Source organism: Mesorhizobium sp. Arg314, from assembly GCF_053714275.1.
Map to the genome: position 1 here is coordinate 1 of NZ_JBSKBP010000030.1, position 18,057 is coordinate 18,057.

Sequence of the window (18,057 nt, forward strand, 5' to 3'; positions counted from 1 at the left end):
AGCCGCATGCTCGACCAGCCACCAGCGCTCTATGCAGACGTCCGCGACAGACGCTGGCACACGCCGAAACACAAATCCCCATAGCTCACCGCCTGCTGACCGCGGGTTCCTGCATGAGAGGCTTTCGTACGCCTCACGGCACCCGAAACCCTTCAGCATTTCAGCCGTTCAGACACAATGGTCAGTGTCCCAAAAGCTGTCATCGAGCTGAGCGCCATAAAACTCGAATACGACGGCAACGCCAGCCTGCGGTTACCTAAAGGCCGGAAGCCGATAAACGAGCTTATGACGGGCACTTTGGAAGCTGGTGGTCCTTCCGACATTAAATCGACGGGAACCCCCGGCTCTAGATGGCGGAAGCCGAGACGCCGAGACATTTCGACCGGTGGAGTAATCGGCCACCGCATCGAAAGACTTAAGCGCGACAAATTGCATCTTTCACTACGCATCAGGCAAATTGCCACTGTCGGAAGCACAGTTCGGGAACGCTTCATGTATCAGCACCAGCAGCTGTCACCCGGCAGTGCCGGGTGACAGATTCTCCGTCCGACGTTGATGACGGTCGTGGTCCGGTCGATGTCGTCAAGATCTGATGAACGAGAGCAGGTCGGGATTGAGGACATCCGCATGCGTGGTCAGCATGCCATGGGGGTAGCCGGGGTAGGTTTTCAGCGACCCGTTCTTGAGCAGGTCGACCGCACGCGGCACGGAACTTGCGAACGGGACGACCTGATCGGCCCCGCCATGCATCACCAGCACCGGCACGGTGATCTTCTTGAGGTCTTCGGTGTAATCTTCGAGCCAGGAGTCGACTGTTGCGTAGTGCGCCAACGCGCCGCCGGCCATGCCTTGGCGCCACCAATTCGCAATCACTGCCTCCGAAGGTTTGGCTCCGTCCAGCTTGTAGCCGTAGAATGGATTCTCAGGGACGAAACGGAAGAACTCTGCCCGGTTGCCCAGCACGCCTGCCCGGATCGCTTCGAACCATTCCGGCGGTTGACCGGCGGGGTTGTTCTCGCTCCGATACATGTTCGGCGTCAGCGAAGCGACCAGTACCGCCTTCGCGACGCGCTCCTGATAGCGGGCGACGTAGCGAGCCACCTCGCCGCCACCTGTCGAGTGCCCGATATGGATCGCGTCGCGAAGGTTGAGGTGTTCAGTCAGTGCCGCCAGGTCGGCAACCCAGTGGTCCATGTCGTTGCCGGTGCCGGGCTGGTCGGACCGACCGTGGCCGCGCCGGTCATGGGCGATCACCCGGTAGCCGTGTCGAAGGAAGAAGGTCATCTGGGCGTCCCAATCGTCCGCCGACAGCGGCCAGCCGTGGCTGAATACGATCGGCTGGCCTGAGCCCCAGTCCTTGTAGAAGATGTTTACGCCGTCTGTGGTTGTGATCGTAGGCATTGAGTCGCTCCTTCTCCAATTGGACACAGTTGAGTGGGAAATACCTCCGGTGAGGCGTGTTTGATTATATCCCCGAATTGCGACGTTAACTAAATCGCCCTTTTTTCAAAGACAAATACCTTGTATGTTCGAGCTATGCCTTAAAGGTATAGCGAGGACCTGATGGAACTGAGGCATTTGCGCTATTTTGTTGCTGTTGCCGAGGAGGGAAGTTTACTGACCGCAGCCGAACGACGGCTACACACTTCCCAACCCTCCCTCAGCAGGCAAATTCGCGATCTGGAAACCGAAATCGGTGTAAAACTGCTGGAGCGGCAGCCGCGTGGCGTGACGCTCACCGCCGCCGGTAAAGTGTTTCTCGATCATGCTCGGCTGGCACTTCTGCAAGTCGAGGCTGCGATCGAAGGCGCCCGACGGACGGCAGAGCCGAAAAGACCCGCACTCGCTATGGGGTTTCTGGTTGGGCTGGAGGTCACGTGGTTGCCTCACCTGTTGCGCATGATCCGTGAGGAAGCGCCGGAGACTGAAGTCACGCTGTGTAGTCTATCCTCCCCGGAGCTTGCCCTTGCGTTAATGCGCGGGAGGTTGGACCTAGCCTTCCTTCGTCCCGAGAAACAGAGTTTGGGCTTATCCTTCAAATTGCTGGCGAAGGAGCCTCTTCTCGCCGTGCTGCCGGCGAGCCATCGCTTGGCATCACGCAAAAAGATTCGGCCGGAAGATCTCGTCCGCGAAATTTACGTCAGTTCGGCGAGAACGTCTCCGGTATTGCAAGCTGCCATCCAGGAGTACGCATCGAGTACGGGGATCGTGCTCAAGGCAAAATACGAAGGCGAGAACATATCGTCGGCAATGTCGCTTGTCGCATCCACGGGCGGAGTTACTCTTGTCCCGCTTTATGCGCAAAACATGCTGGCACCAAACGTTGTTGCCAGAGCGCTGGAAGGAGTGCCTCCGACAGTTGATCTCACGCTTGGATATAACGAGGCAAATACCTCCCCCTTGCTTCGCCGGCTTTTATCGCGTGCGGACGAATTGGTCGAAAACGTGCAAAATCAGAGCATCATAAGATACGCTGAAGTTCCATAGTAGATATCGAGCTCCTGCGATTTCTGCTTATTGGCGCGCTACCGAATCGTGTTCCGCATTCTCGAATCTCGGTCAATCGACCCATCTCGACTTTTCCGATTAAGGAACGCAAGGCAAAAGCGGAGTTTCACGCGACGAAGTAATCGATCCGGACCTCAACATGCGGTGGACCAGGCAGCGCGGCTTTGGGCTGATGCCGCCAAATTGGCCAGGCCTGCTGCAGATGGAAGAGGTAGATCTACGACGCTTACCAGCGGCGCGGCCGCGATCACCTCGGCGGCCATGCGGGAAGATTTCTGATTTTGGCCCACGAAAAACTCTATAGAATCAACAATTTTAACACGCCCTCCGGGCCCACCATAGTACGAAGTCGATCGCCAGGCCGTCGACCGGCCGCGCCTCGGTCGGCCCGCCGATGGACACCAGTGTTCCTCCGGCTCGAATCAGGCGCGCCGACCGCTTTTGAATGTCGCCGCCGATGACATCGAGCACCAAGTCGACTCCGCCGACACCTTCCGGGCCTCGTTGTCGAGGACGACGAACTTCTTCGCGCCGAAGTCTAGGGGTGTTCCTCGCCGGGGGCCGTCGGTCCCGCGTCCCGCCCTTGGCGGCGCGATGCTGACGCTCCTACGGCTGCCCTTTTACCCCGTCTCGTCGCCGCAGTCGGTCCCGCGTCCCGGCCCTGAAGGCCGGCGCAAATGCTGACGCTCCTTCGGCTGCTTTGTTTGCTGAGCCCGCCTGTGGCGGCCATAGGCACTTCAAAAGCCAGTTCGTATCGACGTTGCCGAGACTACTGGGCCAATGCCGCAGTTGGGCCGGCAAAGGCGGCGCCCACCTAGATTCTTGGTCTGTTTCTGTGGGGATATCTGTGGGGTAGGCAATCTTGGTGTTGCCTAAGTCATTGTTTTTTCTGGTCGGAGTGGCAGGATTTGAACCTGCGACCCCCTCGTCCCGAACGAGGTGCGCTACCAGACTGCGCTACACTCCGTGACCAGACCGCGGGCTTATAGCCGCCGCCCTTCGATCCTGCAAGCGCCAATGGCAGCACTTCTGTCGCATTTCGTCGGCTTTCGCCGCTGGCACCTTGAACGTTGCGGCTGAGCACGTTGGTCCGCTGCGTCAAATGGGCAGCGGACCATTGCTTTTGGATTCGCCGATCAGCTTTCCTTCCGGGTTCCGTCGCCCGCCGTGCTCAGGCGGCCGGCTGGCCGAGCACGCTCCAGTCGAACGCTTTCGCCCAGTCGGCGAATCTGTGCCAGCGCACCTCCGGGAACTCCCTGTGCAGGGCGGCGATATCGACGTCGTAGCCGACCCGATCGAACCACTCGAACATCAGCGCCGTATCCTCGCTCTGCTGGCGGGCGACGGCGATCGGAATTTCCTGGTACCGGATCGGGCGGCCGATGGCCTCCGACAAAATTCTCGCCTGGTCCTCGCCCGACAATTCGTCGCCTGCAAAATCGAAGCGCTTGCCGAAGACGCTTTCGCGCCGCTCCGCGAGTGCGGCGACGAAGGCGCCGATATCGGCCAGCGCCACCAGCTGCAGCTGGCGCCTGGCGGGCACCGCGAAGGCATGCGTGCCCTGGCTCAACGCGCCGATCGACCACGGCGCCACGAAGTTCTCCATGAACGCCACCGGCGCGCTGATCGTGTAAGGGATGCCGAGCCGCTCGATGTGCTGCTCGACGCCGTACTTGCTTTCGAAATGCGGGATGCCGGTCTTCTTGTTCGCATCGGCGACGGACGAGTAGATCAGATGTCCGACGCCGGCGGCCTTCGCCGCGTCGGCGGCGAGGATGCCTTGAAGGGTTTCTTCTTCCATCCCGGCCTCGGTCACCGTGCCCATCAGGAACATCGTGTCGGCACCGCGCGCGGCCTTTGTGATCGAAGCCTTGTCGGAGAGATCGCCGGCCACGATTTCTGCGCCGGCTGCCGCCAGTTGCCGCGCTGCGTTGCTGTCGGGCGAGCGTGTCAACGCCTTCACCTTATGGCCCTTCGAAAGAAGGGCACGCGCGACCGCGCCGCCTTGCTGGCCCGTGGCGCCGGTCACCAGAATTTCTCTTTTGGTCGTCATCTCATTTGCTCCTTGCTGTTGGTGGAGCAAAGTTAGGCATTGTCGAATTGATGCATAACTGCCTATAATTGAAAAACTTTGTCCCACTCATGGATACAATGTTCGACCTCAACGATATTGTCGTGTTCGCCCGCGTGGTCGAGGCCGGCAGCTTCACCGCTGCCGCGCGCTTGCTCGCCATGCCCAAGACGACGGTCAGCCGCCGTGTCGCGGCACTCGAGCGCGAGGTCGGGGTGCGCCTGTTGCAGCGCACGACGCGCAGCCTCAACATGACCGATGCCGGCCGTCTCTATTACGAGCGGAGCAGCCAGGCGCTGCGGGCGATCGAGGAGGCGAATCAGCAGCTTGCCGAGGCAAGGGCGGAACCGACAGGCACGATCCGCATTTCCGCTCCCGTCGGCTTCGGCGCCTATTTCCTCAACCGTGTTGTAGTCGAGTTTCTGGCGATGTATCCGAAGGCCAAGGTCGAGTTGCGCCTTACGGACGACAAGCTAAACCTTGTCGAGGACGGTATCGATCTCGCTTTCCGCACCGGCGTTCTTCAGGATTCGACGCTGATTGCGCGCAAGCTCGGCTCGACGCATCGTCTGCTCTGCGCCAGTCCGGATTATCTCTTGCGCCATGGAACGCCTGAAATCCCGGCGGACCTGGCTCATCATCACTGCGTCATTGCCGGTCCGTCGACTGTCGGCGCCCACTGGGTGCTGGAGGGGCCGGATGGCGAGGAGGCGGTCGTCACCGTCGCGGGGCGCCTTGCCGCCAACGAGATGCAGGCGGTGGTTGCCGCGGCAATTGCGGGCTACGGCGTCGCCCAGATGCCGCACGCGATGGCGGACACGCTCATACGCGAGGGCCGGCTGCGCCGTGTTCTAGGAGACTACACCACGCCGGCCGGCGGCCTCTATGTGCTTTACCCGAGCAGCCGGCATCTTTCGCCGCTGGTCAAGGCGTTCATCGATCTGGCGGCCGAGCGGATTTCCAATCGGCTCAACACCGGTTAAAGGCATGTCCGGCGGCCGCTTGCCCATCAACTCCGAGCACAGGACCTAATGAACCAGCGCATCATTAGTTTCGTCATGAGCGGCGGTGTTGGCTCGCGGCTGTGGCCGTTATCGCGCGAGGACAATCCCAAGCAGTTCCATGATTTTTCCGGCGACGGTTCGATGCTGGCAAAAACCTTGCGCCGGCTGGCGGCGCGGCCGAAGGGCGACACGCCGATCTTTCTCATTGCCTCCGAGCGCCATGCCGAGCGTGTCCATGCCGACCTTGCCGGTCTCGATCTTGCCGGCGGGGGTCCGCTGTTCGAGCCGACCGGGCGCAACACGGCGGCCGCCGTGGCACTGGCCAGCCTGCGCGCGCTTTCCGAATTCGGCGATGAACTGGTGCTGGTGGTGCCGTCAGATCACGAGATATCGACAACTGGTCAGTTCTGGCGAAGCATCGAGGCGGGCGCGGCCGCGGCAAATGCCGGCCGTCTCGTGGTGTTCGGCCTCAAGCCTACTCAGCCCGAGACCGGCTATGGCTATATCGAGGTCGGGGCCGACAGGAACGGCGTGTTCGATGTCTCGCGCTTTGTCGAGAAACCCGATCTGGCCACCGCGCAGGCCTATCTCGAGGCCGGCAGTTTCTACTGGAACACCGGCATCTTCCTGTTCCGGGCCGGTGCCATGCGCGACGCATTCGCCGCCTTCGAGCCAAGGATCTGGCAGGCGACCGAGGCCGCCTACAAGGCGGCAACCAGCGATCTTTCGGGCCTCTATATGCCGCTGGAACTCTATTCCGCGATTCCGTCGACCTCGATCGACTACGCCATCATGGAACGCGCGCAGGATATTGCCATGGTGCCCGCCGGCTTCCGCTGGAACGACCTCGGCTCCTGGCAGTCACTGCTCGATGTCGGCCCGTCCGACAAGGACGGCAATGTCATCCTCGGCGATGTCGTCGCCATCGATTGCGAGAACTCCTATATCCGCGGCGACGGTCGCCTGCTGTCGGCGATCGGCATGAAGGACGTCGCCATCGTCTCCACAGCCGACGCGACCTTCGTCGCCCCGGTCAGCCACAGCCAGCACGTCAAGAAGATCGTCGAGCAGCTGGAGAAATCCGGCCGGCTGGAGACGAGGTTCACGCCGGCGCATGACCGCGTGATCGAGAGCGGCGCCTGGCGGCGGCGCGTGCGCCACTGGCTGTTCGAGGAGACGCTACCGCTCTGGTCGACGTGGGGCGTTGACGAGCACTATGGCGGGTTCCACGAGGCGCTCGGCTTCGATGCCGCGCCGTTGATGAAACCCAAGCGCGTGCGCACGCAGGCGCGCCAGGTCTATGCCTTCGCGGTCGCCAAGGAGCGCGGCTGGGACGGTCCGGCCGACCGGCTGATCGCGCACGGCATCGACTTCATGGCCGGTCAGGGCCGCACGAAGCGCGGCGGCTGGGTGCGCACGCTCAACATCGACGGCTCGGTCGCCGATCCGGTCGAGGACGCCTACGACCATTCCTGCGTGCTTCTGGCGCTTGCGCACGCTCATATGTCTGGTCATCCCGACGCCTTACGGCTGGGCGAGGAAACCTTCGCCTTCCTCGATGCCCATCTGGAAGACAGCCGCATGACAGGCTTCCTGGAAACCTCCGACGGCGCGGAGACGCGGCGTTCCAACCCGCATATGCATCTGCTCGAGGCCTTTCTCGCCTGGCACAAGGCGACGGGCGAGCGCGCCTATCTGCGCCGCGCGGCACGCATCATCGACCTCTTCCGCAGTCATTTCTTCGATCCCGAGAGCTGGACGCTCGGCGAATATTTCGATGAAGGCTGGAAGCCGGCGGCGGGCGAGAAGGGGACCTGGACCGAGCCCGGCCATCATTTCGAATGGGCCTCGCTGCTGGTCGATTTCGCCGCCCGCAGCGGCCAGGGCGAACTCACCGCCTTCGCCCGCAAGCTCTATGCCTCGGCCATTGCCAACGGCCTCAACCGCGCCACCGGCCTCGCCTATGGTGCCGTCTCGCGCCAGGGCCTGCCGCTCGACACGGTCTCGCGAAGCTGGCCGCAAGCCGAGGCGATCAAGGCGGCGATCGCGCTCGACGGCTCGGGCGGGCCGGACCTCAAGCCCGAGATCGAGGCGCGCGTCGGCCGCCTGTTCCGCTGGCACATCGACCCGGCGCCGCTCGGCCTGTGGATCGACCGCATCGACGAGCGCGGCCGCTCACTGGCGACCGAGGTGCCGGCCAGCATCTTCTATCACCTGGTCTATGCGCTGACGCAGTATCTGGACGGGACGGCGGGGAAGGGGTGAGGCCGATGTCAGCGCTCTAAGCGTCGTCATCCGCCTCGAAAATGGCATCGACATCGCGAGCGCCGTGCACGACTCGTTCAATTCGCACATCGCCACCTTCAGCCACGTAGAAGATTATGTAGTGCTGGAACGGGACAGACCGTAAGTCCGGCGACAAGGAGTATCGTGGCGCGCCGCCCCGCGGTGCGTTGGCGATGCGATCGCACCGCGCTCTGAGCGCCGCCACAAAGCGTCGAGCAGCCGCTGGATTTTCACTATGGATGTAGTCGCCGATTTCCTCGACATCTCTGGCGGCGGCGGGCGAGAACGTGACAGCCATTACTTGTGGCTTTTATCGCGGTACTTCGCTTCGAGGCGATCGAGAACCTCCGACGCCGGAATGCCAGGGCCGCTTTCCTTCCCCTTGCGGATGTCTTCACGCAATGCAGCAAGCTTCGCCTGCCGCTGCTCCTCGCGTTCCTCGAGCAGACGCAAGCTGTCACGCACGACTTCGCTGGCGCTTGCGTAGCGGCCACTCTCGACAAGTTCACGCACTAATGCCTCGTAACGGGAGCCGATATTGTAGCTGGCAGGCATGGCGTCACCCTTTGGATATTATCCATTCTTATCAATCTATGATAAGTCGGCCAAGCCATTTTGCCAAGTCAATACGGGCTGGCCACGTCCCCGGTCTCGACATACACCGCCTTCAGCTGCGAGTAATGCGCCAGGGCCGCAAGCGAGTTCTCGCGGCCGATGCCGGACTGCTTGACGCCGCCGAAGGGCATTTCCACCGGCGTCAGATTATAGGCGTTGATCCAGCAGGTGCCGGCCTGCAACTCGGCGATCACGCGGTGCGCGCGCGGCAGGTCGCGGGTGAACACGCCGGCCGCCAGGCCGAATTCGCTGTCGTTGGCGCGCTCGATCACCTCGTCCTCGCTGTCGAATTTGAGCACGCTCATCACCGGTCCGAAAATCTCCTCGCGCGCGATCCGCATGCCATCGGTGACGCCGGTGAACACCGTCGGCTCGATGAAGAAGCCGCCCTCGAACCCCTGCAACGACGGCACGTTGCCGCCGCAGGCGAGGCTCGCGCCATCCTGCTTGCCGGCGGCGATGTAGGAGACGACCTTGTCCTGCTGCGCCTTGTTGGCCAGCGGCCCCATCTGCGTTTCGGGATCGAGCGGATCGCCGATGCGGATTTTCTTGGTGCGCTCGACCAGCCGCTCGACGAAGCGGTCATGCAAGCCCTTCTGCACGAAGACGCGCGTGCCGTTGGAGCAGATCTGGCCGCTGGAGTAAAAGTTGCCGAGCATGGCGCCGCCGATGGCGTTTTCGAGATCGGCGTCGTCGAAGACGATGAGCGGCGACTTGCCGCCAAGTTCCATCGTCGCGTGCTTCATCTTCGAGCCGGCAAGCGACAGCACCTTGCGGCCGGTCGGCACCGAGCCGGTCACCGAGACTTTTGCCACGACATCATGGCCGACGAGACCGGCGCCGACATCACCATAGCCCTGCACGACGTTGAACAGGCCATCGGGCAAACCTGCTTCGCTGTAGATCTCGGCCAGCGCCAGCGCCGACAGCGGCGTGTTCTCCGACGGCTTGAACACCATGGCATTGCCCATGGCTAAAGCCGGCGCCGACTTCCAGCCGGCGATCTGGATCGGATAGTTCCAGGCGCCGATGCCGACACAGACGCCGAGCGGCTCCCGCCGCGTGTAGGCGAACGGTCCGCCGAGATCGATCATCTCGCCGTTGAAGGCGGCGACAGCGCCGGCGAAATATTCAAGGCAGTCGGCGGCCGAAGGCGCATCCGCCACCAGCGTTTCCTGGATCGCCTTGCCGGTATCGAGCGTCTCGATTCGCGCCAGATCGGCATTGCGGGCGCGAAGAATGTCGGCGGCGCGGCGCAGGATGCGTCCGCGCTCGACCGGCTTCATCCGCGCCCAGGCCGGCTGCGCCGCGCGCGCCGCCTCGATGGCGAGCTCCAGCACATTCGGCGTCGCCGAATGCAGCGTGGCGATGGTCTCGCCCGTTGCCGGATAGATCACCGGAAGCGGCGCGCCGCCTTCATCCTCGATGTAACGGCCGTTGACATAATGCGATGCCGTTGGCTGGGCGCGCATGGCTTTCTCCAGATCTGTTTGCCGAGCGGGCGATTTGTCCGACAATGCCCTATCGGTCCGCCACCTGCCAGCGCGGATTGATCCAGGGTTCCTGGTTGGATGGCGCCAGCGGCGTCCGACCAAGGATGTGGTCGGAAGCCTTCTCGCCGGTCATGATCGAGGGCGCGTTGAGGTTGCCGTTGGTCACCCGCGGGAAGATCGAGGAGTCGGCGACGCGCAGGCCTTCGACGCCGATCACCCGGCATTCCGGATCGACGACGGCGGTCGGATCGTCGGCGCGGCCCATCCTGCAGGTGCCGCAAGGATGGTAGGCGCTCTCGGCGTGGTCACGGATGAAGGCGTCGAGCTCGTCATCCGATTGCACATGGCTGCCCGGCGAAATCTCCTTGCCGCGAAAGCCGTCGAAGGCCTTCTGGCCAAAAATCTCGCGCGTCAGCCGGATGCAGTGGCGGAACTCGCTCCAGTCGTCCGGATGCGACATATAGTTGAAGCGGATGATCGGCTTGGCGCGCGCGTCGGGCGAGCGCAGGCTCACAGAGCCGCGCGACTTCGAGCGCATCGGCCCGACATGCGCCTGGAAGCCATGCGACTTCGCGGCCGCCTTGCCGTCATAGCGCACCGCCGCTGGAATGAAGTGGTACTGGATATCGGGGTAGTCGACGCCGGCCTGCGAGCGCACGAAGGCGGCCGCCTCGAAATGGTTGGTTGCGCCGAGCCCGGTCTTGAAGAACAGCCACTGCGCGCCGATCAACGCCTTGGAGAAAGGATTGAGCACCGAGTTCAGCGTGATCGGCTTGGTGGCTTCCTGCTGGATGTAGAGCTCCAGATGGTCCTGCAGGTTGGCGCCGACGCCCGGCCGGTCGGCGACCACCTGAATGCCGTTTTCCTTGAGATGCGCGCCCGGGCCGATGCCGGACAGCATCAGGATCTTCGGCGAATTGATCGACGACGCCGCCACGATCACCTCACGCCGCGCCTTAACGACCTGAATCTTTTTGTCAGCTTCGATCTCGACGCCGACGGCGCGTTGATTCTCGATCACCACGCGCCGGGCGAAACCCTTGAGCAGGCTGACATTCTTGCGTTTGAGAGCCGGCCTGAGATAGGCATTCGCCGCCGACCAGCGGCGGCCGCCCAGAATGGTCTGCTCCATCGGCCCGAAGCCTTCCTGCTTCGCTCCGTTATAGTCGTCGGTGAGTTCGAACCCGGCCTGGCGTCCCGCCTCGACGAAGGCGCCGTAGAGCGGATTTTTCCGCGTGCCGCGCTGCACATGCAGCGGTCCGCCGTGACCGCGCCAGCCGTCCTCGCCGCCGTCGGAATCTTCCATGCGCTTGAAATAGGGGAGCACGTCGGCAAAGCTCCAGCCGGTAGCGCCTTGTTCGGCCCAGTGGTCGAAGTCATGCGCGTGGCCGCGCACATAGACCATGCCGTTGATCGAGGAGGAGCCGCCGACCACCTTGCCGCGCGGGGTGGCAAGCACGCGGCCGCCGAGATGCGGCTCGGGCTCGCTGGCAAAACCCCAGTCGTAGAGGCTCATGTTGAGCGGGATCGACAGCGCGGACGGCATCTGGATCAGCGGCCCCATATCGGTGCCGCCGAACTCGATTACGATCACCGAGTGCTTGCCGTCTTCCGACAGCCGGTAGGCCATGGCCGAGCCGGCGGAGCCGGAGCCGATGATGACGAAATCCGCTTCAAGCATTGTTCATATGCGCCATAAAATCGGCGAGCGAGACATTGCCGCCGGTTGCAACCACGAGGACGGTCTTGTCCTTCACATCCACCTTGCCGCCGAGCAGCGCCGCCAGCGACGCCGCGCCCGAGGGCTCCAGCACCAGCTTCATGCGCTCGAACGCAATCTTCATCGCACGCCGCACCGAGGCATCGTCGACGGTGACGCCGCGGACGCCTGCGGCACTCACCGCCGCGAAGGGCGCGTCGCCGGGCTTGCGCGCCATCAGCCCGTCGCAGATCGATTTCGGTCCGATCGGCATCGTCTCGATCGCGCCATGCGCCAGCGACGAGCCCATGCCGTTGAAACCCTCCGGCTCGACGGCGATGATCTCGGTCTTCGGCGACAGATAGTGGAAGGCGAGCGAGACGCCGCCGATCAGCCCGCCGCCCCCGACCGAGCAGAACACCAGGTCGGCACGCGCCTTCTTCGTCGCCAGTTGGTCGAGGGCCTCCAGCCCGGCGCCGGCCTGGCCTGCGACGATCTCCGGATCGTCGAAGGGATGGAGCAGGGTGAGTTGCTCGGTCTCGGCGATCTCGCGCGCCTTGGCGGCGGCGACCTCCTCACGGGCGCGATCGCCATGATCGGTCAGGACCACCCGCGCGCCGTACCCGGCGGTGGCATCCCGCTTGGCGGCCGGCGCATCGATCGGCATGACGATGGTGACCGGAATGCCCAGCGCCTGGCCCGCGGCGGCGAGGCCTTGCGCGAAATTGCCGGAGGAATAGGCGACGACTCCCTTTTTCGCGTCATCCGGCGACAGCCGGTTCAGCCGCCAATAGGCGCCGCGCACCTTGAAGGATCCGGCCCATTGCAGCGACTCCGGCTTGACGAAGACGCGCGCAGCACCGGTCTCCCGGGCGAGCGCCGCCGACTCCAGCAGGGGCGTCACCTGCGTGGCCGTCGAGGTGACGGCATAGGCCTGTTTCAGGTGATCGAGGGTAGGAACAAGAACGTCTGCCATCATTCGCCTCTTGGATACCGTTTGCTCTCTTCGAGATTGTCGAGGTTCATGTGATTGCGCATGTAGCGCTCAGACGCCTTCTGCAGCGGCTGAAAATCCCACGGGTAGTAGGCGCCGTTGCGCAGCGCCGGGTAGACGACCCAGCGGCGCGCCTGGCTCTCGCGCACGGCGGCGTCGAAAGCCGCCATGTCCCAGCGTGCCCTGACCTTGCCTGTGAACCTCGCGACCAAAGCAGCGTTCGCCGGGTCGTCGGCGAGGTTGTCGCGCTCGAGCGGATCTGCTTCGAGATCGAACAGCTGTGGCGGGTCGAGTTCGCAATGGACGAATTTGTATCTGCCGTCGCGGATCGCGACCAGCGGCGCATACGAGCCTTCGGCTGCATACTCGATCAACACCGGCGCGGTGCGCGCCTTGCCGCCCAGCAGCGGCAGCAGCGACTGGCCGTCCGTCCACGGCGCGATCGCCGCGATGTCGATGCCGGCGAGGTCGCAGAGCGTCGGCGTTACGTCGAGATTGGAAACCGGCGCCTCGATAAGTCCGGCGGTGACGCCCTTGCCGGCGATCATCAGCGGCACGCGCACGGAACCCTCGAAGAAGCTCATCTTGAACCACAGGCCCCGCTCGCCGAGCATGTCGCCATGATCCGAACAGAACAGGATGACCGTGTCGTCGAGCATGCGCGTGCGGCCGAGAACGTCCAGCAACTCGCCGAGCTTGTCGTCGACATAGGAAATATTGGCGAAATAGCCGCGTCGCGAACGGCGCACCTGTTCAGGCGTGATCTCGAAGGATTGATAGTCGCTGGCGCGGTAGAGCCGCTGCGAATGCGTGTCCTGCTCGTCATGCGCAATGAACCCGGTCTCCGGGTCCAGCGCCTGGCAGTGCTCATAGAGGTCCCAATACTGCTTGCGCGCGACATAGGGGTCGTGCGGGTGTGACAGCGAGACGGTGAGGCACCAGGGCCGCCGGCTCGCGTCGTCCTGCTCCCGCGACAACTGGTAGAGCTTCTGCGAGGCCAGGAACACAACCTCGTCGTCATACTCCATCTGGTTGGTGGTCTCGGCGACGCCGGCTCCGGTGACCGAGCCCAGATTGTGGTACCACCAGTCGATGCGCTCGCCAGGCTTGCGGTAATCGGGCGTCCAGCCGAAATCGGCGGGATAGATGTCGGTGGTCAGCCGCTCCTCGAAACCGTGCAACTGGTCCGGTCCGACGAAATGCATCTTGCCGGACAGGCAGGTATAGTAGCCGGCGCCGCGCAGGTGATGGGCGAAGGTCGGGATCGAGGAAACGAACTCGGCGGCGTTGTCATAGACCCCAGTTCGCGACGGCAACTGGCCGCTCATGAAGGAAGCCCGGCCGGGCGCGCAGAGCGGCGAGGCTGTGTAGTTGTTGGCAAAGCGCGCCGAGCGGGCGGCGAGCGCCTTCAGATGCGGCGCATGCAGGAAATCCGCCGGGCCGTCCGGGAAGAACGTGCCGTTGAGCTGATCGACCATGACGATCAGGAAATTGGGTCGCCGGGTGGTCAAGGCAGGCTCCGTCCATTGAGCTTGGTTTCGAGATAGTCCTCGACGAGCGCGATCGCGGTCTGTGCGTCGGGCACCCCGTCCTTCAGCGCGCGGCGGATGTAGAGCCCGTCGATCAGCGCCGCGGTCGCCTCCGCGACGCGGTCGGCCTGGGTCTTCGGCAGGATACCGGTCAGGCCGCTCATCAGGTTGGAATGCAGCCGCCGCGCATAGATGCGCAGCAGCCGCCGCAGGTCGGAGGATTTCTGCGCCTCGACATAGAAGGCGAGCCAGGCGGCGATGATCTGAGGCTGGAACTGGTCGTCGGAGAAGCTGACCGCAACGACGGCCGAGACGCGCTGGCGCGGCGTGACGGCAAGGCCGAACGCGCGCCTTGTGTCGCTGTTGAGCTCGGCCAGGATGTGCCGCATCGTCGCAAACAGCAGCTCGTCCTTGGCGCCGAAATAGTGATGCGCCAACGCCGACGACACGCCGGCGCGGCCGGCGATCTCCGACATTGTCACGTCCAGTGATCCGCGCTCGCCGATCGCCGAGATCGTCGCGTCGATCAGTGCCCTGCGGCGCACTGGCTCCATTCCGATTTTCGGCATTTTGAGGATCCGGTTTGACGGTAGATTATTTTTTATTGACGCATCAATCAACAAAAAATCGACACCCAGATCAACCGATCCTGTGGCTCTGGCCCATCCCAAGGGTCTGGAAAACGGTTCACTATTGAACAATATTGAATCACGTGCCGCGAAGGATCGTGCTAGGCTGCGGCGCAAATGGAGGTTGCCATGACCGCATGCATCGTCGGCTGGGCGCATTCGCGCTTCGGCAAGCTCGAAGGCGAGACGCTGGAGGGTTTGATCACCAAGGTCGCCGTCGAGGCGCTCGACCATGCCGGCATCGGTCCGGACGATGTCGACGAGATCGTGCTCGGCCATTTCAACGCCGGCTTCTCGCCGCAGGATTTCACTGCGAGCCTCGTGCTGCAGGCCGATGACCGGCTTCGCTTCAAGCCGGCGACGCGCGTCGAGAACGCCTGCGCCACCGGTTCGGCCGCCGTCCGGCAAGGCATCCGCGCCATCGATGCCAACGCCGCCCGCATCGTGCTGGTGGTCGGCGCCGAGCAGATGACGACCACGCCCGGTCCCGAGATCGGCAAGAACCTGCTCAAGGCGTCCTACCTGCCTGAGGATGGCGAGACGCCGGCCGGCTTTGCCGGCGTCTTCGGCAAGATCGCGCAGGCCTATTTCCAGCGCTATGGCGACCAGTCCGACGCGCTCGCCATGATCGCCGCCAAGAACCACAAGAACGGCGTCGACAATCCCTATGCCCAGATGCGCAAGGATTTCGGCTACGAGTTCTGCCGCCAGGAAAGCGAGAAGAACCCGTTCGTCGCCGGTCCGCTGAAGCGCACCGATTGCTCGCTGGTCTCGGACGGCGCCGCCGCACTTGTGCTCACCGACACCGCGACTGCGCTGAAGATGCGCCGTGCCGTCACCTTCCGCGCCAACGAGCATGTCCAGGATTTCCTGCCGATGTCGAAGCGCGACATCCTCTCCTTCGAGGGCTGCGAGCGCGCCTGGGAACAGGCGCTGAAAAAGGCCGGCGTGACCCTCGACGATCTTTCCTTCGTCGAGACGCATGACTGCTTCACCATTGCCGAATTGATCGAATATGAGGCGATGGGTCTGGCCAAGCCCGGCGAGGGCGCCAGGCTGACACTGGACGGCACGACGGCCAAGGACGGCCGCCTGCCGGTCAATCCGTCCGGCGGCCTGAAGGCCAAGGGCCACCCGATCGGCGCCACCGGCGTCTCGATGCATGTGCTCACCGCCATGCAGCTGACCGGCGAAGCCGGCGGCATCCAGGTGCCGGGCGCGAAGCTCGGCGGCATCTTCAACATGGGTGGCGCGGCGGTAGCCAATTACGTTTCCATTCTCGACAGGATTCGCTAGAAGCAGCCCGCATTACAGCGCCGCGCGCCCTTTGGGCGCGCAAAGGACGCTGTAAGACTTTGGTTTTGCACATGATCCTTTCGAAAATCGGGTTCCGATCTTCGAGGCCATGTGCGCGGGAGGCAACATGACAAATCCGGTTCTGGTCGAAGTCACACGCGGCGCGGTGGTCGAAAGCGCGCACCGCGGCGCCGTTTCCGTCTTCGACGCCGACGGCAAGGCTGTCTGGGAGATTGGCGATACGGAACGCCCGGTATTCCCGCGCTCCGCGGTGAAAGCAATCCAGGCATTGCCGCTGGTCGAATCGGGGGCCGCCGACGCCTATGGCTTCGGCAATCGCGAACTGGCGCTGGCCTGCGCCTCGCATTCGGGCGAGCCGGCGCATGTCGAGCTGGCCACGGCGATGCTCGCCAAGGCGGGTCTCGACAGAAAAGCGCTGGAATGCGGCGCGCATTGGCCCTCGAGCCACGATGCGACCATCGCGCTCGCCCGCGCCGGTGGCGTGCCCAACGCTTTGCACAACAACTGCTCCGGCAAGCATTCCGGCTTCCTTTGCACCTGCGTCCACGCCGGCATTTCCCACGGTGGCTATGTCAAGGCCGGCCATGCGCTGCAGGAGATGGTGCGTGACGCCATGCAATCCGTGACAGGCGCGGCGCATGACGTCGACCATAGCGGCACCGACGGCTGCTCTATCCCCACCTATGCCGTGCCGTTGAAGAGCTTTGCGCGCGGCTTTGCCCGTATGGCGACGGGCAGGGGCTTTTCGCCCGAACGCGCCAAGGCGGCGAAGCGGCTGCTTTCGGCCTGCATGGCCGAGCCGTTTCTCGTCTCCGGCACCGGCAAGGCCGATGTCGCGCTGATGCAGGTCGCGCCCGGCCGCATCTTCGTCAAGACCGGCGCAGAAGGCGTCTATTGCGCGGCATTGCCCGAACTTGGCCTCGGCATCGCTTTGAAATGCGATGACGGCGCCGGCAGGGCGGCGGAGGTGATGATCGCCGCGGTGCTGGCAAAGTTGCTGCGCGGCGATGAGGCGCTTGCGGCAAAGCTTACCGAACTTGCCCGTCCCGCAATCGAAAGCCGCGTCGGCGCCAAGGTCGGCTTGCTGCGGCCGACAGCGGCGCTCAACTAGCCGTCTTCAGCGACAGCACCAAAGTCATCGAATTTTTTTGGGGAAGCCTGGAAGCCATAGCGCTCATAAAACGCTTTGGCTCCATCCGATATCGCATGGACCAAGAGTCCTCGAATGCCGAGAATGGCTGCCGCTTGACCGGTCCGCAGCACCGCGTCCTGTAACAGAGCGACGCCCAGGCCCTTGCCCTGCCAGTTCACATCGACAGCCAGGCGGCCAAGCACAGCCGTGGGCACGGGATCAGGCATATTGCGCCGGATCGAACCGGGCGCATCAGCGAGGTCAAGTCCGCCTGACGAGAGGCAATGATAGCCGACAACGCGCTTGCTTTCTGCAATCACATAGGTTCTGGACGCGCTGCTGACTTGGTTGGCGCGCGCTCGCCGTCGAAGCCATTGATCCAGGCTGTCGGCCCCGCTTTGAAAAAGGTCGAGTTCGTGACTATCGGCAAGAGGGGCTGGTGCCGATAGCATCAGTCCCGCCAGGGCTTGGGCGCATTCATCAGGCGGGCAAATCCCTCGCCGCTCGGTGGCCGATCGAGGATATCGAGATAATGCTGATAGCTCTCGGCATCGACTTTGACGAGCGTCTGGTCGAGCAGCGTGTCTTCAGCCGCGCGGTAAGCGGCGTCGATCATGAAGTCGGAGCGGGTCTTGCCGCGTATCTTCGCGGCACGGTCGATCAGGATGCGGACATCCTCGCGGATACGCAGATTGACGGGCTTAGCGTGGCTGTCCCGGTTTTTGGTGGCCATGGCGATGAATCCTTCCATCACCTACATAGCATGTTTGCATACACAAT

At 63.5% G+C, this 18,057-nt stretch carries 15 protein-coding genes, 1 tRNA gene and 2 pseudogenes; 5 read left to right on the plus strand and 13 right to left on the minus strand.

Annotated features, from left to right (window positions below):
• Positions 1 to 582: 582 nt before the first annotated feature.
• Positions 583 to 1,401: an alpha/beta fold hydrolase gene (locus ACWGS9_RS25145; RefSeq protein ID WP_454507793.1), complete on the minus strand. Its 819-nt coding sequence runs from the start codon at positions 1,399 to 1,401 to the stop codon at positions 583 to 585.
• Positions 1,402 to 1,563: 162 nt separating this feature from the next.
• On the opposite strand from ACWGS9_RS25145, the gene ACWGS9_RS25150 reads away from it, so the two are divergent.
• The gene (locus ACWGS9_RS25150) at positions 1,564 to 2,487 is read left to right on the plus strand and encodes a LysR family transcriptional regulator (RefSeq protein WP_454507794.1); all 924 of its coding nucleotides are present in this window, start codon (positions 1,564 to 1,566) and stop codon (positions 2,485 to 2,487) included.
• Between the two features lie 360 nt (positions 2,488 to 2,847).
• Here the strand turns inward: ACWGS9_RS25150 and ACWGS9_RS25155 are convergent.
• From ACWGS9_RS25155 to ACWGS9_RS25165, 3 genes and pseudogenes are all read right to left on the minus strand, one after another.
• Positions 2,848 to 3,086 (minus strand): annotated as a pseudogene (locus ACWGS9_RS25155) (zinc-binding dehydrogenase); the annotation flags it as partial.
• 312 nt (positions 3,087 to 3,398) lie between these two features.
• Positions 3,399 to 3,475: transfer RNA gene (locus tag ACWGS9_RS25160), tRNA-Pro, on the minus strand.
• A gap of 204 nt (positions 3,476 to 3,679) precedes the next feature.
• Positions 3,680 to 4,561, minus strand: a complete 882-nt coding sequence (locus tag ACWGS9_RS25165) for an NmrA/HSCARG family protein (protein ID WP_454507795.1) — start codon at positions 4,559 to 4,561, stop codon at positions 3,680 to 3,682.
• A gap of 98 nt (positions 4,562 to 4,659) precedes the next feature.
• Between ACWGS9_RS25165 and ACWGS9_RS25170 the strand changes: the two genes are divergently transcribed.
• Positions 4,660 to 5,562, plus strand: a complete 903-nt coding sequence (locus ACWGS9_RS25170) for a LysR family transcriptional regulator (RefSeq protein ID WP_454507796.1) — start codon at positions 4,660 to 4,662, stop codon at positions 5,560 to 5,562.
• 48 nt (positions 5,563 to 5,610) lie between these two features.
• Positions 5,611 to 7,848 carry an AGE family epimerase/isomerase gene (locus ACWGS9_RS25175; RefSeq protein ID WP_454507797.1) on the plus strand — a complete coding sequence of 746 codons (2,238 nt, stop codon included), beginning with the start codon at positions 5,611 to 5,613 and terminating at the stop codon, positions 7,846 to 7,848.
• A gap of 16 nt (positions 7,849 to 7,864) precedes the next feature.
• Here the strand turns inward: ACWGS9_RS25175 and ACWGS9_RS25180 are convergent, their stop codons facing one another.
• The 7 genes from ACWGS9_RS25180 to betI all read right to left on the minus strand — a co-directional run bounded on the left by ACWGS9_RS25180 (position 7,865) and on the right by betI (position 14,768).
• Complete coding sequence (locus tag ACWGS9_RS25180; RefSeq protein ID WP_454507798.1) at positions 7,865 to 8,167, minus strand: type II toxin-antitoxin system RelE/ParE family toxin; 303 nt, start codon at positions 8,165 to 8,167, stop codon at positions 7,865 to 7,867.
• The gene (locus tag ACWGS9_RS25185; protein WP_320290199.1) at positions 8,167 to 8,424 is read right to left on the minus strand and encodes a type II toxin-antitoxin system ParD family antitoxin; all 258 of its coding nucleotides are present in this window, start codon (positions 8,422 to 8,424) and stop codon (positions 8,167 to 8,169) included. The genes ACWGS9_RS25180 and ACWGS9_RS25185 overlap by 1 nt, the downstream gene beginning before the upstream one ends.
• Positions 8,425 to 8,492: 68 nt before the next feature.
• Positions 8,493 to 9,956, minus strand: coding sequence for a betaine-aldehyde dehydrogenase (gene betB / locus ACWGS9_RS25190; RefSeq protein WP_454507799.1), 1,464 nt, complete (start codon positions 9,954 to 9,956; stop codon positions 8,493 to 8,495).
• A 49-nt stretch (positions 9,957 to 10,005) separates the two neighbouring features.
• Entirely contained in the window at positions 10,006 to 11,658 is a 1,653-nt protein-coding gene (gene betA / locus ACWGS9_RS25195) for a choline dehydrogenase (protein ID WP_454507800.1), read from the minus strand.
• Entirely contained in the window at positions 11,651 to 12,655 is a 1,005-nt protein-coding gene (locus tag ACWGS9_RS25200) for a threonine/serine dehydratase (protein WP_454507801.1), read from the minus strand. The genes betA and ACWGS9_RS25200 overlap by 8 nt, the downstream gene beginning before the upstream one ends.
• A complete protein-coding gene (gene betC / locus ACWGS9_RS25205) occupies positions 12,652 to 14,181 on the minus strand; it encodes a choline-sulfatase (RefSeq protein ID WP_454507802.1) in 1,530 nt (509 codons plus the stop codon). The genes ACWGS9_RS25200 and betC overlap by 4 nt, the downstream gene beginning before the upstream one ends.
• Entirely contained in the window at positions 14,178 to 14,768 is a 591-nt protein-coding gene (betI, locus tag ACWGS9_RS25210) for a choline-binding transcriptional repressor BetI (RefSeq protein WP_454507803.1), read from the minus strand. Before betI ends, betC begins: the two co-directional genes overlap by 4 nt.
• Before the next feature lie 189 nt (positions 14,769 to 14,957).
• On the opposite strand from betI, the gene ACWGS9_RS25215 reads away from it, so the two are divergent.
• Both ACWGS9_RS25215 and ACWGS9_RS25220 read left to right on the plus strand, forming a co-directional pair.
• A complete protein-coding gene (locus ACWGS9_RS25215) occupies positions 14,958 to 16,124 on the plus strand; it encodes an acetyl-CoA acetyltransferase (RefSeq protein ID WP_454507804.1) in 1,167 nt (388 codons plus the stop codon).
• A 127-nt stretch (positions 16,125 to 16,251) separates the two neighbouring features.
• Positions 16,252 to 17,256, plus strand: a complete 1,005-nt coding sequence (locus ACWGS9_RS25220; protein ID WP_454507805.1) for an asparaginase — start codon at positions 16,252 to 16,254, stop codon at positions 17,254 to 17,256.
• Here ACWGS9_RS25220 and ACWGS9_RS25225 read toward each other — a convergent pair.
• Positions 17,249 to 17,729 (minus strand): annotated as a pseudogene (locus ACWGS9_RS25225) (GNAT family N-acetyltransferase). The gene ACWGS9_RS25220 and the pseudogene ACWGS9_RS25225 sit on opposite strands and share 8 nt — an antisense overlap.
• Positions 17,729 to 18,010 (minus strand): type II toxin-antitoxin system TacA family antitoxin, encoded by a 282-nt coding sequence (locus ACWGS9_RS25230; protein WP_454507806.1) that lies wholly within the window; start codon positions 18,008 to 18,010, stop codon positions 17,729 to 17,731. Before ACWGS9_RS25230 ends, ACWGS9_RS25225 begins: the two are co-directional and overlap by 1 nt.
• Positions 18,011 to 18,057 lie beyond the last annotated feature (47 nt).